Genomic DNA, 17425 nt, shown 5'->3' with positions numbered 1-17425 from the left:
TTTCTTGTTTTGATAGTGTGAAATGAATATTTCTATAAAACTCACGCTATTCTGCCTTTTTTTAGTTCTTTTTAGTTGCTTGGCAATGCTTTATGTAGCTAATTATGAAACTCAAAGTTCACTAAGAGAGGAGGTAAGAGTAAAGTTAGAGCGCGAGTCAAATTTTGCCATGGAAAATATTGACCGTTTTATTTACGAACGGCTCAATGACATACGTACTTTTGCCAAAGATGCAATAATTAGTAAAGGGACTTATAGCAAAAATGCTTCAAAACCTGAGGAAATTAATGAAAGATTACATCTTTTCAAACAGTCTAATAATTTATATCTTAGCCTTTCCTTTTATGATACTGCCCGCTTACGCATTGCAGATACGGATAGTATGCAGATTGGCAAGCGAAGCACACGTAACAGATTTTGGAAAAGATTGCCCAAAGAAGAGCTTGTTGTAGATGTTTATACTTATGAAAATCAGCCTGTTATGCACTTTGCCTCTGCTGTGTATGACGGAAGCGGTATCTACGTAGGGGTAATTGTATCAAGAGTATTAGTAACAGAACTCAAAGAAGTTTTTAAAAGTGTAGTAGAAGATGAAAGGCAAAGTAAAGGTTTGCGAGTAGCATTGCTGGACAGCACTGGTTATATTCTGTATTCCAACGACCCCAAAGTAAATATCCTCAAAGACCCATATCCGGATATAGATGTACTCAAACAGCATATTTCTAAACAGATAAAACAAAAACGCTGGGTGCCTAACTTTTTTGAAAATAAGGAAAAAGTATTTTTCTATATTAGAGAAAATGGCTATTCAGTATATCATGGGCAAGGCTGGATATTCATTATGAGCCTTCCTAAGACAGAGGCATTCAAAACAGCAGAAAGTCTTAGTAATAGGCTGTTCCTATCTTCTATTCCCATACTTTTTGTAGCTTTGTGTTTAGCCTTATTTTTAGGTTATTATTTTTCTCAGCCCATCATAGCACTTACAGAAGCCGCAGAAGAATTGGGGAAAGGCAACTTAAATGCACGATTTGAGTACAAAAAAGAATTTGGACATAAACACGATGAGATAGGCAAGTTGTGGAACAACTTTATCTTTATGGCAGAGCGACTTAAGTTTAAAGTATTGGAGCAGGAGGACATGAATCACGAACTCATCAACATCAATGACCAACTAAAAATAAAATTTGATGAAGTCCAAATGAAAAATGAGGAAATCCAAGCCTATAATGAAAAAATTGGCTACCAAAAACGAGAATTGGAATTGGCGTTAAAAGAAATAGAGAAAAAAAATAAAAATATTACCTCAAGTATTAATTATGCAGAACGTATCCAATCTGCTATTTTGCCAGATAGAGAATATATTAGAAGTCTTTTTAGAGAATCTTTCGTACTTTTTAAACCCCGAGATATTGTAAGTGGAGATTTTTACTGGTTTCGCAAACTTAGTTCGCCAGATGGAGATGAACTCATCGTAGTAGCAGCTGTAGATTGTACGGGGCATGGGGTACCGGGAGCATTGATGTCGGTGATTGGGGACACTTTGATGTACCAAGTGATTGTGGTAGAGCGTACATTCCAGCCTGCCCAAATCCTGAGAAAACTCAATAACGGAGTAAAGAAAATCCTTAAACAAGAAGACGTACAGCATCACCATAATAAACATGACGGCATGGACATGGCTCTATGTGTGATGAATATGACGCGTATGAAATTAGATTTCGTAGGGGCGCATCGTCCACTTTGGTATTTTCAGCATGGAGAATTTAGAGAAATAGAAGGCGACCGAATTACTATCGGGGGTATCAGCAAAAAGAAGTATGAACTTAACCAATACGAAGTACACTTCCAAAAAGGAGATACTTTCTACATGTTTTCCGATGGTTATGCAGACCAATTTGGTGGATACAGAGATATGCCTTCGCGAAAATACTCCCCTAATCGCCTCCGCAAACTTTTGGCAGACATACAGCCACATGATATGCAAACCCAGCATTTTATTTTAGATAATGAGTTTGAGCTTTGGAAAGGAAATGAGAGCCAATTAGATGACGTAATGGTAATAGGCATAAGAATTACTTGATAAATTGAAAAACTAACACACCCAAATTTTCATTTTTTAAGCATATCTTTGCGGCTCTTAACTTTCAAACAAATACATCATGTTCCGCAAAAGTAATAAGTTAGACCACGTTTTTTATGATATACGAGGTCCCGTCTATGAGAAAGCCCAAGAATTAGAAATGCAAGGGTATAAAATCATTAAGCTAAATATCGGTAATCCTGCCCCCCATGGACTTGACGCACCTGACGAGATTATTCACGATGTAATTATTAATTTACGCAATGCACAAGGCTACTGCGACTCTAAGGGGCTTTTTGCCGCTCGTAAGGCAGTCATGCACTATACCCAACTCAAATCTATCAAAGATGTAACTATTGACGATATTTACATAGGTAACGGGGTAAGTGAACTCATCATGATGAGCATGCAAGCCCTACTCAATAATGGAGATGAGATTTTAGTTCCCTCTCCCGATTATCCACTTTGGACTTGCTCTATTAACCTTTCAGGTGGGAAAGCCGTGCATTATGTATGTGATGAGGAATCCAACTGGTATCCTGATTTGGCAGATATAGAAAAAAAGATTACTTCCAAAACGAAGGGAATCGTCGTCATTAATCCCAATAACCCTACAGGAGCGGTTTATCCTTCTGATTTGCTCCACAAAATAGCAGAAATAGCGGTAAAACACAAGCTAATCGTATTTTCCGATGAGATATACGACAAAATTTTGTATGACGATACCTCGCATACTTCCATTGCTGCCCTCAATGACGATACGCTTTTCGTTACTATGGGAGGCATGTCCAAAAACTATCGTGCCGCAGGATTTCGCGCAGGGTGGCTTATTTTGAGTGGGGATAAAAAACATGCAGGCTCATACATAGAAGGGCTAAACTTACTATCAAGCATGCGCCTTTGTAGCAATGTGCCTTCGCAATTTGCTATTCAGACAGCCTTAGGAGGTTATCAGAGTATCAATGAGTTAGTCTTGCCTAACGGTCGCTTGCGCAAGCAAAGAGATTACGTTTGGCAAAGACTCAACGAGATAGAAGGAATCTCCTGCGTGAAGCCCAAAGGAGCATTTTATGCCTTTCCTAAGATTGATGTAAAAAAGTTTAACATCAAAAGTGATGAAAAGTTCGTATTGGACTTTCTGGCTCAGCAAAGAGTCCTTTTGGTACATGGAACAGGATTTAACTTAGCCACCCCTGACCATTTTAGGATTGTATTTTTGCCTATTGTAGAGGAACTAACCCTTGCTTTAGACCGTTTAGAGCTATTTTTAAAAGAATACCAAGGAGAAAATGGGGATTGAAAAAATCAATTTTCTATCCATTGCATTGCTTGGTCAAAAGTTTGAAAAAATCGAGTTTGAAGCTGTTGGGCTTGGGTTTCGTCAAAGGCTTGTTCTAACGAAATAGAGGCAAAATAGTCTTTTTCAGGCAGAACAAAAGCAATTTTTTCTATTTTCTGTGCTATGTACTGAGGGGCAATTTCTTTATCATGCCATTCTTGAGTTTCTATGTCCATGATAATATGTCCTTTAAGACTATTCACTAAAAATCGCTTGATATTGTATTCTTTGACCTTAGCTACAAATTGGCTGACATGCTTTTTAAATTCTTCTTTGGAGATTTTCTCTGCCTTTTCTGACCATTCTACAAGGAACAGGTGGGCAGACGTGCTGTGATGAATCGTGTAATAAGGTGTAGATAAGATAAGTTCCATATTTACTAATAGTTGTGAAAAGTTATGAAAGATAAAATAAATGTAACTTTGTATTAGATACAAATACTTGTTACAATAGCATTTTAGTATTAATTACGAAGATTAATAAAAATACTATAAAACTAAAACTATCCAAAAGTAACTCATTTTTATTTTTCATAGAATTTTTTATTAACAAAATTTTGCTTTTTTCAATTTGTTTTATTACGTTTGTACTAAGATAGTAAATGTTTAGGGTTTTGCCTTAAATATTCTTTTCATAGCTGGTTGAAAGAAGATAAAAAAGCCATTCTTTTTAAGAGTGGCTTTTTTTATTTGACTACTTGAAAGTATTTAAGTACTGCATTGTAATATGCTTCTGCCACCTGCTTGATTCGCCTCTCTTTGTTCTCAAAAAGTCTTAGTGCTTCCTGTTCATTGTCTTGATAAAGACTTTCACCATAACATAGCGGACTGTTTATTTGACGACAAAGTTTGAGATTGCGGCAGTAAACCCCCTCACTTACCAAATTGCTGATTTTCTGGAGATAGGAGATTTTATTGTTTACAGGTATAGGCGGAACGTCCAGTTGTTGGATAAATTCTTTGATGAGATGCCCTGCTAACTTAGCAGATTTGTCAAAGTTGGCTAAGATAAGCAGGTTCAAAAACTCCAAGCGTTCTGTTGGATTGCTTAAATCGTCAGATAAAAAAGCACCTGGCATAAAAACCATGTTGTAATTCTCTTTGACTGCCATGTTCCAACGCTCTTTTTGGGGAGCGGCGTTAAAATGTATGACTATGGTAATGTCAGGATTAAAAGCATTTATCAAAGAGGCTCGCATTTCTAAATCTCTTGGAAGGAAGTAGTCATGAAAAATCTCAGTGTCTTTGGCACGAAAAAGCAAGCGATTTCTTTCCCATTTGCTCATACGTTTTCTTGCTAAGGCATTATCAAGAATCTCAGGGAGGTAAGTTTTTCGCCAATGTTTAAAAGAGTTGCCGTAAGCAGTAGTATTAGGGCGAGAGCGCGTCAGAAATACTGTAGCTCCTTGTTTTTCTAATTTCTCTTTGAGTATCAAGGCAGTTCGCAGGGTCAAGTCTCCTTCAAAGAAACTCACTTTTTTTCCTTTGATTTCCATTTCTATAAAGCGATGCTCTACTTTGGCAATATCCAATGTGCCTGCAATGTGTCCGGGGTCTATAGCTATCTTGTAGCCTTGAAGTTTTTTGCCACTTGCTTTCCCAAAACTTGCTTGAGGAGGTAATTGGGTGGTAGTCAGTCGTTTTTTTTCCGATAAGGAAAAACGTTTGTCCTTTTTGCTCTCATAATATTCCAACTGTTCTTTTTTGTCTTTGGAACGGACTAAGTTTTTATAAGTTTCTATCTCGTCCCAATAAATGAGGCACTCAGGGGTGTTTTTTTTCTTGTCTGCGGCTGAGGCATACATGGCTATCCCTCGTGCATCTATGGAAAAAAAATTCTCTACCTGCTTAGATTTGACCAAGTACTTGCTGGCAATGTGTTGATAATACTTATACAGGTCATCTACGGTCTGGCAATAGACTGATGAACTTACTTGGACAATAAGCAGCAAAGAGCAAAATATGTATATTTTTTTCAGTATATTATGAATCAGTTAGTTTTAGGTAAATATTTTTAGAACTACAAATAGCTAATTTTCAAACCCAAGATTGCAAAATCTCAGCTTGGAAAAGTTGGTCAAAAAGTTGGAGTTGCATATCTCTTGCTTTCAAAAACCATTCTTTTCTGCTAAGAGCCTCTACCTTTTTACCCTTGATAGAACACTCTACCACTAACAACTGCTCGCCCTGCTCCGAAGAGGCTGTGCTGATAGTAATAGTACTAAACCCCACTTGGTCAGGCATCGGAATAGTAAATTTAGAAAAAATATTATTAGGTGCATATATCCCTCCATTCAGGTTGGGCATAAAAGGAATTCGGATTTTGAGAATCTTATCTATTTCAGATAGGTCTGTGATGTATTGTTGCCAGTTTAGGCGGTCTTGGTAATGCAGTTCATAATATTTGACATAATTATCTACTTCCATATCTGGTAGCAATTTGGCAAACTTTTTCACAATACTTTCATATCCATTGGAGAAAAGATTGTATAGCTTAGTAAAGCCGGGATACTCCCCTACAGACTGATTGTCCTTACGTACCCAATTGAAAAAGAATTTATTGTGCTGCAATTGGATAAGTCTTTTCTCGCTTTCATTCTGCAAGCGATAAACTGCTTGCCCTGTTTGGTGTAGATTTAGATTGGTGAGTAAGCGAAAATCCTGCAATTCTTCATCAAATAAGGGGTTTTGAGCATAAACAATCGGGTAGTTATCTTTGAAATCAGTAATCAGGTCAAAAATGAGGTTATTGATTCCTAAAATTCCTCTACTGAAAGTAACGCCAAAAATTACTTCTGAGATGGGTGCATTTTTGTAATACTTATCTTTTTTCACCGTAATAGGTGCATTTTCCATGAGGTTCAATTTTTTTTAATAGTTGTCAATCAAGTGATTAAACAAGTTTTGCAGGTGTCGGGTTCGCTTCCCTACCTCTCCATTGCCTATCAGCAAGTCATCTATCTGAACTATGGGCATTACTTTTTTGGTAGTGCCTGTGGTAAAAGCTTCGTCTGCTTGTTTTAATTCTGCCAATGATACTGTTCTTTCTTCTATCTTGAAATAAGGCTTCGCCAACTCTAATATCAGCCTTCGCGTAATTCCTTTCAGGATATTTTTATCTGGGGTAATCAGGGTATCTCCTTTAAAAATAAAAAAATTACTGCGACTTAGTTCTGAAATTTCATTATTTTTATAGTACAATACATCATACGCATTGCTTGCTTTGATTTGCTTAGCCATCAGTATTGGCTTGATGTAGTTAGTAGATTTGACTTCGGGTAGCTCTCTAAGATGCTCTGTACTAATAATTTTTACTCCCCTATCAAATCGCTCTTGGGGCTGCACAGGCAGAGGCTCAGTCATAATCACAAAATTAGGCTGCCTAACGGTCATGCTGTCCATAGAATAACCTCCTGTAAGCAAAAAGCGAAAAGCACAATCAGGTTGTTTAGCTAAATTAAACAGTTCTTCTACATAATACAAAATTTCTGTTTCATTGGTAGGTATCTCTAAGTCCATTGCTTGAGCAGAGTTAAAAAGTCTTTCCATGTACCATTGAGGCATGAAAGGTTTACCATTGTAGGTACGCATATAGTCAAAAAGCCCAAATCCCCTCAACAAGCCCAAGTCATTAATTTTTAGGCTTGCCTGCTCAGCAAGGAGAAGTTGCCCATTGATGTAACAATAAAAGCTCATAATTGTGTTTGTTAGTAATTTGATTGCTTGCAAAAATAGCAAAGATTTTGAGATGAATCAGTCAATTTATGCTCACATTTTTCTCTGTAAAGAGGCTTGATAAGATGAATAATCGCTTTTTCTTATGTTTCAAAAGAAATTTTATTTACTTTTATAAAAAGTTTTTATCGCAAAATGAGTATTAGAAACAGGCTTACTTTGTTGTTTACAGCCATTGTGGCAGTAATTTTTACTGCTATTCTCTCAGCTATTTACTTGCTAAGCGTCAATTACTCCGAATCAAGCTTTTATGATAGACTCAGAGAACGAGCTTTCATTGCCTATAGGATTTACTTGGAGAAAAACCAGCTAAGCAAACAACTATTAGTGGAGTTTGAACAAGAAGACTTAGAAAAGCTAAGCCGCGAAGTATTACAGATTTATGATAAGCAAAATAATGTAACTTTTATCAGTACAGAAGATAATTGGAAACTTACCCAAGTGGAATTAAATCAAATTAAAAAATTAAAAAAACTAAATTTTAAAAAAGAAAACCGCTATGTAGTTGGTGTTTATCATCAAGAAAACAATCAAGAATTTATCGTAGTTGCTTCTGCAATAGACAAAGTAGGCAGTAGCAAAATCAAACAATTGCAGTTAGTCATTATTATTTCTTTTTCTATAGGCTTAATTATCATTTACTTATCAGGTCATTTTTTTGCTAATAATGCCCTCAACCCTATGAATGATGTAATGACTCAAGTAAAGCAAATCACTGACTCTAACCTCAGTATGCGAGTCTCAGCAGGAAATGAAAATGATGAAATAGGAAGGCTTACGCGCACTTTTAATGAAATGTTAGACCGCATAGAAGGAGCTTTTGAAGCACAGCGCAGTTTTGCCAGCCTTGCTTCCCACGAATTGCGAACTCCCCTTACAGCAATTATTGGGGAGTTGCAAGTATTAAATACAAGAGATAGAAGTACGCAAGATTATAAAAAAGGAATAGAAAAAGCATTGGAAGAGGCAAAGCTACTAAAAAATATCATCGATGATTTGCTGGTTTTTACACGCACACACCTCCAAGACGGAGAAGGTATGAAAGAGATATTTAGAATAGACGAATTGCTGTGGGAAATTCAAGATACAATTTTTTTGCGTAATAAAACTGCAAAACTTAAATTAATACTTAATCAAATGCCTGAAAATCAAGATTTACTAAAAATTCAAGGCAATATAGACCTCATGAGAGTTGCCCTGAACAATGTAGTAGAAAACGCACTCAAATACTCAAATAACCAAGAAGTAATTTGCGAAATGAATTGGTATGAAAGTCATATCAAAATCAACATTATAGATACAGGCATAGGCATTCCAGCAGAAGATTTAAAACGTATTACTGAACCTTTTTACAGAGCCGAGAATGCACGAACCTATACAGGAAGCGGCATAGGTTTGGCTCTTACACAGAAAATTATACAAAAGCATCAAGGAGAAATGCGTATTCGCTCCAATGAAAATCAAGGGACGACGGTAAGTATTAGCTTGCCTACTCAAAAACACAGTCCAAAAGAGCATGTACTAACATTCGAAAAATCACTAAATCCTATTTAATACTTTGCTTTTCAAGGAAGAACATATATCAGAAGAAACATTATCCGCAGAAAAAAATATAAAAGAAGGGAAAAAAAATACTTTTTTTGCCGATGTAATTCTGCCTGTACCTGTCGAAGGCAGATTTACTTACCGTATTCCTGCCGAACTTAGCGAAAAAGTCCAAGAAGGGGCAAGAGTAGTGGTAAATTTTGGCAAAAGGCGTGTATTGACGGGAATAGTCATGCGGGTTCACCAAGAAGCCCCTCAAAATCGCCAAGCCAAATATATATTGGAATTGTTGGACGAGCAACCTTTGGTCAATGCCTCTCAACTGCGTTTTTGGGAGTGGATAGCCGATTACTATATGTGCTATCTGGGAGAAGTAATGAACGTAGCCTTGCCCTCAGGGCTGAAGCTGAGCAGCCTTTCCAAAGTCCAATTTAACCCCAGCTTTGTTGCTTTACAAGCCCAATACCAAATTCCCCTCTCTGCCAAAGAGCAAATATTGATAGACAACTTAGTAGGAGATAATGCCTTGACTTTTGAGCAAATAGCGAACTTATTGAATGTCAAAAATGTCTATCCTATCATCAAATCTTTGCTATTCAAAGAAGCAATCATCGTTTTTGAGGAACTCAAAGAAAAATATAAACCCAAAATAGTCAAAAAAATTCGCCTAACAAAGCATTATCTTATTGATATAGATAAACTTACAGAACTTTTAGATGCTTTGGCACTTCAAAAACGCAATTTTTCTAAGCAGCAAGATGTCATTCTAAAATATTTGGCAGAAATCCCTGCTGATGCACCCATCGCTACTCATCAGCAAGGTTTGCCCAAGTCTGCCTTTGTTAAAGTAGGCATTTCAGAATCTTCGCTACATGCTTTAATCAAGAAAGGAGTTTTTGAGGAGTTTGAAGAAATAGTTTCTCGCTTTGAAGAATACGATACCTTGCCTTTGAAAAGTATTACATTGACAGATTATCAACAAGAGATTGTCAGTCAGATAGAAAAATCTTTTCAAGAAAAACAAACTGTTTTACTGCATGGAATTACAGGTAGCGGCAAAACAGAGATGTATATTGACTTGATAAACAAAACCTTAGATAGAGGTCAGCAGGTTTTATTTTTACTGCCTGAAATTGCACTTACTACGCAGATAGTCAGTCGCTTGAAAAAGGTATTTGGAGCAAAATTAGGGGTTTATCATTCTCGCTTTTCTGACAATGAAAGGGTAGAAATCTGGAAAGGAGTTTGGGAAAATAGATTTCCGATAGTGGCAGGGGTTCGCTCCTCTATCTTTTTGCCTTTCAACAATTTAGGGCTAATCATTGTAGATGAAGAACACGACCCCTCTTACAAGCAGTACGACCCCGCTCCTCGCTACAATGCAAGAGATACCGCCTTGATTTTAGCACATATTCACCAAGCCAAAGTCCTGCTTGGCTCGGCGACTCCTTCTTTGGAGAGCTATTACCAAGCCCAACAAGGAAAATACGGCTTTATCAAAGCAGATAAACGCTTTGGAGATGCCCAACTTCCTGAAATTCAGTTGGTCAATATGAGTATAGAGCGGAAACAAAAAACCTTAAAATACAATTTTTCCTCTTTGATGCTCCAAGCCATTGAGGAAAATGTGCAAAAAAAGGAGCAGACTATTTTATTCCAAAACCGAAGAGGTTTTGCTCCTCACTTAACCTGCCAAGAGTGTAGCTGGATTCCTACTTGTATCAACTGTGCCGTAAGTTTGACTTTTCACCTTGCTTCCAATGAGTTGCGTTGTCATTATTGCGGGTATAGAGAGTCGCCTCCTGCCTCTTGCCTGAACTGCGGTTCTACCAAAATCAAAACTGTAGGATTTGGTACAGAAAAAATAGAAGATGAACTCAAACTTATCTATCCTGAAATTGTCGTTCAACGCATGGATTTAGACACTACCCGCTCCAAGTACAGCTATCAGACTATTATTGACGACTTTGCCAATCAGAGCATAGATGTTCTGGTCGGTACGCAAATGGTAACAAAGGGCTTGGATTTTGACCATGTAAGTCTGGTAGGTATTTTTGATATAGACAGACTTATTCATTTTCCTGACTTTCGCTCCCATGAGCGTACTTTTCAGCTACTTACCCAAGTAAGCGGGCGAGCAGGTAGGAAGGACAAAAAAGGCATCGTACTTATCCAGACAGCTAAGCCTCAACACCCTCTTTTGCAAAGAGTCATTAGCCATGATTACGAAGGCTTCTACCAAGACGAGATAGCAGAGCGAGAAAAACACTTTTATCCTCCTTTTTCCAGAGTAATAAACATTACGGTCAAAGCAGATGAGCAGAGCCTGTCCATAGAAGCAGCAACGGAACTCACCCAAAAATTAAAAGCAGTATTAGGCGAGGGACGGGTTTTAGGTCCTGTACCTGCCCTGATTGAAAAAATCCGCAATCAATACTTACAAAATGTAATGATAAAATTAGAAAGAGATAAGATTAACTTAAAGGCAGTCAAACAGTTAATTAAGGAACAGACCATAGGGCTGACCAGTAATAGGAGATATAAAACCTTGCACATCGTTCCTGATGTCGACCCTATGTAAATGTAGGTAATTGAGCAAAAATAATCACCTCAACCTCAGCCCTTCAGTTGTACTACGCACCCAAGTGAGGAAAGGGGTCAAGTCTTTGATTATCAAGAAGTCTATCTTCTTTGGGGAAAGATTTAGATAGGGGCAGAAATGTGTTTTAATTTGCTCATGTACTTACTTACTGCTAAGAAAATAAATAAAAAATATCTATAACTTGCTTTTTTTCAGAAAGTTTACGACTTTTACTTGAAGCAAGGCTTTAATTTGCTAATTTTATATCATTCAATTACTTCATTTTGAGTATGGTCAAAGAAGATAATGACATAGAAAAAAAATATTACAGCATCGGGGAGGTAGCTCAGATTTTTGACGTTGCTCCTTCGCTCATTCGTTTTTGGGAAAGTCATTTTGAAGTAATTAAACCTCGCAAAACCAAAAATGGTACTCGCCAATATACCAAAGAAGATATAGATAACTTAAATACTATTTACTTTTTAGTAAAAAAGAAAGGCTATACGCTCCAAGGGGCAAAGGAAGTTTTACAAAAAAAGCAACAAATTGCAGACAATACAGTACAGATTATCAACACTTTGGAGAAAGTAAAGGCTTTTTTAGAAGAGTTAAAAAGTAAGTTAAAGTAGATAGAGTAAAAGAAATTTTCTTATCTGAATCTGGTATTTTTCCCTACTCTTATTTTGCGCTATCTAAGTTCTTTACCCCGTTTCTCCCCCCTCAAACCATAATTGATACAAAGTATTTGATGTTAAAAACAGCCTACGATACGGGAAAAACCAACATTTTACTTATTTTTGGATAAAACCTATTTCCCTATGAAAATACTTCGTTTGCTTTTACTTTTCCTCTTTTCTGTCGTTCATTTTTCTACCGCTCAGAAAAATGAAAGTCTATTTAGGCTCTCTGCTGTTGTAGGCATCAACGGTGAGGATAACTTTATTTACCAAAAAAATGTCAAGCATGGCTTAGCTTATGGCATAGACTTATATGCCTCACTTTCAAAGCGAAAGTTTTTGTCTATCTATCTCAGTCATGGTCAATATCATTTTTTTAGCGATATTTCTAATAGTTTCAAATACCCTTATCTTTCCCCAGAAGATGGCAAGGCATTAGATTATGGCAGACAGAGCAACACCTCTGTTTCACTTATTTACAATTACAAAATACTGGACAGAAAGCGATGGGAAGCCTCTATTGGTACGGGCTTTGGCTTGATGCGTCATCAAACTTCTTCATTCCAAGTTACTTATCAAACATCTCCTGATAGGTTATCCTATCAGATACAAAAATTTTACCCTGTAGATGAGTATATTCTGCTCGCTTTGCGTACTGAGGTCAATTATCAGTTTGCTGAGCATTGGATAGTGGGCATTATGAGCCATGCTTCTGTTCCTGCCCCTAACGGGCTGGGCTTTTATCAAATTACACCAAAGATTACCTATATCTTTGATTAGCCTCCTTTTTTAATTTTAAAAGTTTTAAAGCAATGCTTATCAAAGATTTTATAGACATGATTTTCCCTTCTCATTGTATTTCTTGCCACGGACTTATGGAAAGAAATGAGGAACTCATTTGTACGCACTGCCGATATGACCTACCCAAAACCAATTTTCATCTCCAGCCAGATAACGAGTTAGCACGCAAATTTTGGGGAAGGATTCCTCTGAGGTATGCTTTTGCTTATTTACGATTTGTCAAATCAGGAAAAGTGCAAATACTTTTACATCATTTGAAATATTACGGCAAGCAAGAAATAGGTGAAACCTTAGGCAAATGGTACGGGAATGAATTAAAAAAGGCTGCGTTAGACCAAGCATTTGACTTGGTACTCCCTGTACCTTTGCACCCGAGTAAGTTAGCGAAAAGAGGTTATAACCAATGCGATAGCATAGCCAAGGGCTTAGCAGAGGGGTTGGGTATCGCTTGGGACAGTACTATTTTGAGGAGAAATAAAGCCAATATCTCTCAAACTAAGCAAGAGCGTATGAATCGCTTTGAGAATGTAGAAGCCATTTTCTCCATACAAAAGCCTGAAAAAGTTAAAGATAAACATATTTTACTTATCGATGATGTCATCACCACAGGTGCAACCACAGAGGCTTGTGGCTTACCTATCATAGAGGCTAATTGTAAATCACTGAGTATAGCAAGTTTAGCAGTAGCTTATTCTCTGTAAGCAGAGGCGTTTTTTTTACAAAAAATAGAAATACATATAAAATGTAAGGTATGATTTTTAATTTAACTAAAATTTTATCAATTTTAGGGTTCAATTAGTCTTACCCCGATTTTTTCAAGATAAACATATAAATAAGACCTATTTCATATAAAATTACAGATGGGAAAGAGTAAAAAAAAGCACGAAGTTGCCCTTACAGAATACTCCAATGCAGTGATTATCACGGACTATACGCTTCGCTGGCTTTCGTTGGGTCTGTATAGAATCACCAGTAGAGAAGAAGAGGGTAGCTATGGACTGTTTCTTTTTTTTCAGCTATTGATTACTTTTTTTACCTTAGGCTACGGTTGGTATAGGGAGTACCGTTACCGCAAGAGCATAGACCCAGAAGCTAAACAGGACGAAAGTACAGATGATATTATCAATTTCTTTGTAAAAGGTTTTACAGAGCCTCCTTTATACGAAACTTTGGGTTCTTCCATTTCCGTCATCATTCGCATTGGGCTTTTATTGACTTTTTGCATTATGGTAGTACAGGTGGTTTCCAATATCCCCTCTTTTGACCTCAAAACGCTGATGAGTTATAGCGACCGACCCTCAAGTATGGGCATTACTTTCACTTTAACTTTTTTCTTGTACGGAGCATTTATGCTTTATATCTCCTCTATAAGCGTTCCTGCGGTAAGCAATGAGAAAATTAAGGCAAACTATGCTAAAAATATTAGCAAAGCTCCCCAGACCGTAGAGCAGATGCTTGAGAGCCAAGTACATGGCTCTGAGGTTATTCCCTCTGAAACTATTGTAGATGCCAATGATATTGCCATAGTAGAAATGGAAGGGGAAATCAGAAATCTACAAAATAGAGTAGAGGCATATATATTGGAAAGTGTTATGTTTGGTGCTTTGACCTTCTCTGGCTTTTTGACCTTATTAGCTTCAGACAAAGATAGGCTTGATTATGAACTAATGATTGTCTTTGGGGATAGCATTAAACGCATCATGGCAGACGTATTACTGCTGAAATTTGATTTTTCTAACTCTGCTTACCAGATTTTCATGGACTCAAGCGATGACAGACGTTTTTTGGTAGTGTGGATTATGTTTGTTACTTTGCTGAGTTCTATGTTTTTCCTTTTGGTGATTGCCTCGCGCTTAAAATTTAGCCAAATTATTGAAAATGTGGACAACGCTATCCGATTAGCCAGAGCCTACAACGATAAGGAGGAGGAAGTTTTTATGCTGCATTTGGAGTTTGAAAACAAAACAAGGCTAAAAAATCGCTTAGACTTTCTGAGCAAGAAAATTGCTCAACAAATTACTATTGCAAGTGACTTACTCAAAGAAGTAAAGCCCATAGTGTATTACATGAGTATTTTTAGAAACTTAGGGGTTATTTTTTTCTTACTGATTATCATTATAGGTTTATTATTTTATAGTCAAGTGCTGGCAGTCATGGTAGGCTTTTTAGCATTTTTAGTGTATGTGTATAAGCGAATAGATGATTGGTACAGAAGAAATAGGCTGAGAAACATTATACAGCGCAATCGCGAAGTACAATTCTTAGAAGAAAGATAAAATATTGAAATAAGAAAGAATGAGGCAATTCCTAACAAAATGGTGGTATAGACTCTCTTGCATTGGAATAAATGAGCAACTGAAGATAGAACAAAAACAACAAATTAGCTTAGTAAATAGAACAGCTTTTGTATCATTCTTCTTGAACTTATTGCTATGTATTGCCTTAAAAGATGTTTTTTTCGCATTGGGATACACCCACTATGGTCTTCTTTTTAGCTGTTTTTACTTAGCTGTTTTACTTTTTAATTACGTTCAATGGTATTTGATAGCTGCTCTTTATCTGTTTTTCCTTTATGCTATCAGTATTTTTATTGTCTCTTCTATCTTTGGCTATGATAGCAATGCGCATCTATTGTTTATTATTTTGTTTTTTGCTATCGTAATGGGGTTTGGGGCTTCTAATAAAAAAAACCTCTCCATAGCACTCAGTATACCTATTTTGCTACTTACTATACTATTTTTAACAGATTTTGCACCTTTATTTAATCCAAAACTCTCCTCAAATTATATAGAACAGGTGAAAATGGTGGTTTCTTTTGCGATTATCATTGGAGCGATTTTTCTTTCTTATATGTACGTAAATATCACCGAGAGAAACAAGGAGCGCCTTAAAGCAGAAATCAGCGAGAAAGAAAAAAATGCTACACTTTTAGAGCAATCAGAAGCCAAACTCAAAACACTGATAGAGCATACCAAAGACCATATCTGGGCAGTAGATACACAGCACCGCCTTATTGCTATGAACAATGCCTTTTTAAAAACTTGTAAAAACGTATTTGGGCTTACTTTCAAAGAAGGTGATAATATTCTTGCTGGTTTTCCCCAAGAAATGGTGCAATATTGGCAACCTATATACGAAAGAGCATTCAAAGGTGAAACTTTTAAAATAGAATGGCACTATTTCAATACCTACCTAAAAAAGCGTATAGAAGTAGAAACACAAGTTTCCCCTATCCTCGATTCCAACCAACAAGTCCAAGGTGCTACCTTTTTTAGCAGAGACATAACGCAAAGACGGCAAGCAGAGCGACTCATCAAGCAAAAAGATGAGATGCTTAGGGCAATTAATCAGAATATCAAAGAGGGCATATTCAGGAGTACAGTCAGAGATGGTGGGCTATACGTCAATGAGGCTTATGTCAGAATGTTTGGCTTCGACTCGGTAGAGGAGGCTTTGCAAACCCATCCTAATGAAATTTATGTATATGCAGAAGACAGAATAAGGCTCATCAACAAAATGCTCCAAGAAAAGCAAGTTACTAATGAGGAAGTCCTTTACAAACGCAAAGACGGTACTTCTTTCTGGGCGTTGGTGTCTGCCATAGTTACGCAAGGTGAAAATGGAGAAATATATTTTGACGGAACTATCAAAGATATTACAGAACTTAAAAATATTCAAGTACAGCTAAAAAAAGCCAAAGAAGTCGCAGAACAACTTGCCGCAAGCAAGACTCAGTTCCTTTCTGCTATGAGTCATGAAATACGTACTCCTCTAAATGCTATCATAGGCATTTCTCACCTATTATTGGAGGAGAAACCTAAACCTGAGCAGATTGAGAACCTCACTACATTGAGATTCTCCGCTCAAAACCTCCTTGTACTCATCAATGATATATTAGATTTTAACAAAATAGAAGCGGGAAAGGTAGTGTTAGAATCCATAGACTTTAATTTGAAAGAATTAGTAAAGAACCTTAAAAATGGATTTCAAATAGCCGCAGATAACAACAAAAACCTACTCTTGTTAGAAATTGACGAGCAGATACCCAGTTTTCTTAAAGGCGACCCTACCCGTCTAAGTCAAATCCTTACTAATCTGATAGGTAACGCTCTCAAATTTACGCAAAGAGGGAAAGTTACAGTCAATCTCAGAGTAATTGAAAAAACAGAAGGAGAAGCCAAGATAATATTTACGGTAACTGATACAGGAATAGGTATCCCTAAGGAAAAACAAGAAAGCATCTTTGAAGGGTTTACCCAAGCTACTACCGAAACTACACGCAAATACGGAGGTACAGGTTTGGGCTTAGCCATTACTAAAAACGTGAATTATTTTACATTTTCTTGAATAAATACAATTTGTTTGTCCTCTAATTTTTGTGGATATGCTTTTATGTTTGGTGTTTTTTCCAAAAATGTATAAGCAATTAAGCCTGCCAGCAAATTAATAAGAAAATTTTTAGGGCTTCTGTGCCTTGAATGTTCTATATTTAGTTGATTTTTAAGTACATCGAAAGCAGTTTCTATCAATCCTCTATGCCTTAAATAATAGGCTTGTGGTTCTGTTAATACTTGATTTTTCTTCATATTAGCTCTTAACTTAGTGATTAAGTGCAAGTTTCTTTCTGCAAATTCTTCTTTTAGTGCAGTAATATAACCCTTATCT

General features: G+C 36.7%; 14 protein-coding genes. 9 read left to right on the top strand and 5 right to left on the bottom strand.

Translation table 11 applies throughout. The features are described from left to right. Positions 1–22: 22 nt before the first annotated feature. The gene (locus tag BM141_RS07595; RefSeq protein WP_091542726.1) at positions 23–2083 is read left to right on the top strand and encodes a SpoIIE family protein phosphatase; all 2061 of its coding nucleotides are present in this window, start codon (positions 23–25) and stop codon (positions 2081–2083) included. Between the two features lie 79 nt (positions 2084–2162). Beyond that, positions 2163–3383: a pyridoxal phosphate-dependent aminotransferase gene (locus tag BM141_RS07590; RefSeq protein WP_091542723.1), complete on the top strand. Its 1221-nt coding sequence runs from the start codon at positions 2163–2165 to the stop codon at positions 3381–3383. A 5-nt stretch (positions 3384–3388) separates the two neighbouring features. On the opposite strand, the gene BM141_RS07585 is transcribed toward BM141_RS07590, so the two are convergent. From BM141_RS07585 to BM141_RS07570, 4 genes are all read right to left on the bottom strand, one after another. Next, entirely contained in the window at positions 3389–3796 is a 408-nt protein-coding gene (locus BM141_RS07585) for a hypothetical protein (RefSeq protein WP_091542719.1), read from the bottom strand. Positions 3797–4107: 311 nt separating this feature from the next. Continuing rightward, entirely contained in the window at positions 4108–5373 is a 1266-nt protein-coding gene (locus tag BM141_RS07580) for an N-acetylmuramoyl-L-alanine amidase family protein (protein WP_091542716.1), read from the bottom strand. 85 nt (positions 5374–5458) lie between these two features. After that, complete coding sequence (locus tag BM141_RS07575) at positions 5459–6277, bottom strand: TIGR04255 family protein (RefSeq protein ID WP_143090841.1); 819 nt, start codon at positions 6275–6277, stop codon at positions 5459–5461. A 15-nt stretch (positions 6278–6292) separates the two neighbouring features. Continuing rightward, complete coding sequence (locus BM141_RS07570; protein WP_091542706.1) at positions 6293–7117, bottom strand: aminotransferase class IV; 825 nt, start codon at positions 7115–7117, stop codon at positions 6293–6295. 174 nt (positions 7118–7291) lie between these two features. On the opposite strand from BM141_RS07570, the gene BM141_RS07565 reads away from it, so the two are divergent. From BM141_RS07565 to BM141_RS07535, 7 genes are all read left to right on the top strand, one after another. Further along, entirely contained in the window at positions 7292–8710 is a 1419-nt protein-coding gene (locus BM141_RS07565) for a sensor histidine kinase (protein ID WP_091542698.1), read from the top strand. Positions 8711–8714: 4 nt separating this feature from the next. Beyond that, the gene (gene priA, locus BM141_RS07560; RefSeq protein WP_317039438.1) at positions 8715–11282 is read left to right on the top strand and encodes a replication restart helicase PriA; all 2568 of its coding nucleotides are present in this window, start codon (positions 8715–8717) and stop codon (positions 11280–11282) included. A gap of 290 nt (positions 11283–11572) precedes the next feature. Further along, complete coding sequence (locus BM141_RS07555; protein WP_091542695.1) at positions 11573–11911, top strand: MerR family transcriptional regulator; 339 nt, start codon at positions 11573–11575, stop codon at positions 11909–11911. 189 nt (positions 11912–12100) lie between these two features. Further along, a complete protein-coding gene (locus BM141_RS07550) occupies positions 12101–12739 on the top strand; it encodes a hypothetical protein (protein ID WP_091542692.1) in 639 nt (212 codons plus the stop codon). A 32-nt stretch (positions 12740–12771) separates the two neighbouring features. Next, positions 12772–13461, top strand: a complete 690-nt coding sequence (locus BM141_RS07545; RefSeq protein ID WP_245764008.1) for a ComF family protein — start codon at positions 12772–12774, stop codon at positions 13459–13461. 159 nt (positions 13462–13620) lie between these two features. After that, positions 13621–15036, top strand: coding sequence for a hypothetical protein (locus BM141_RS07540; RefSeq protein ID WP_091542689.1), 1416 nt, complete (start codon positions 13621–13623; stop codon positions 15034–15036). 19 nt (positions 15037–15055) lie between these two features. Beyond that, positions 15056–17107: a PAS domain-containing sensor histidine kinase gene (locus BM141_RS07535; protein ID WP_091542686.1), complete on the top strand. Its 2052-nt coding sequence runs from the start codon at positions 15056–15058 to the stop codon at positions 17105–17107. Here BM141_RS07535 and BM141_RS07530 read toward each other — a convergent pair. After that, a partial coding sequence (locus tag BM141_RS07530; RefSeq protein WP_143090840.1) for a transposase occupies positions 17089–17425 on the bottom strand: 337 nt, incomplete at its 5' end. The genes BM141_RS07535 and BM141_RS07530 overlap by 19 nt on opposite strands.

This window comes from Thermoflexibacter ruber (assembly GCF_900113045.1).
Classification (GTDB): domain Bacteria; phylum Bacteroidota; class Bacteroidia; order Cytophagales; family Thermoflexibacteraceae; genus Thermoflexibacter; species Thermoflexibacter ruber.
The sequence above is the reverse complement of the archived record's forward strand: the minus strand, read 5'-3'. Positions and strand labels throughout refer to the sequence as shown.

Coding starts and splice junctions, on each gene's coding strand:
- BM141_RS07595 (WP_091542726.1), top strand. CDS start 23: ATGAATATTTCTATAAAACTCACGCTATTCTGCCTTTTTTTAGTTCTT.
- BM141_RS07590 (WP_091542723.1), top strand. CDS start 2,163: ATGTTCCGCAAAAGTAATAAGTTAGACCACGTTTTTTATGATATACGA.
- BM141_RS07585 (WP_091542719.1), bottom strand. CDS start 3,796: ATGGAACTTATCTTATCTACACCTTATTACACGATTCATCACAGCACG.
- BM141_RS07575 (WP_143090841.1), bottom strand. CDS start 6,277: ATGGAAAATGCACCTATTACGGTGAAAAAAGATAAGTATTACAAAAAT.
- BM141_RS07570 (WP_091542706.1), bottom strand. CDS start 7,117: ATGAGCTTTTATTGTTACATCAATGGGCAACTTCTCCTTGCTGAGCAG.
- BM141_RS07565 (WP_091542698.1), top strand. CDS start 7,292: ATGAGTATTAGAAACAGGCTTACTTTGTTGTTTACAGCCATTGTGGCA.
- BM141_RS07555 (WP_091542695.1), top strand. CDS start 11,573: ATGGTCAAAGAAGATAATGACATAGAAAAAAAATATTACAGCATCGGG.
- BM141_RS07550 (WP_091542692.1), top strand. CDS start 12,101: ATGAAAATACTTCGTTTGCTTTTACTTTTCCTCTTTTCTGTCGTTCAT.
- BM141_RS07545 (WP_245764008.1), top strand. CDS start 12,772: ATGCTTATCAAAGATTTTATAGACATGATTTTCCCTTCTCATTGTATT.
- BM141_RS07540 (WP_091542689.1), top strand. CDS start 13,621: ATGGGAAAGAGTAAAAAAAAGCACGAAGTTGCCCTTACAGAATACTCC.
- BM141_RS07535 (WP_091542686.1), top strand. CDS start 15,056: ATGAGGCAATTCCTAACAAAATGGTGGTATAGACTCTCTTGCATTGGA.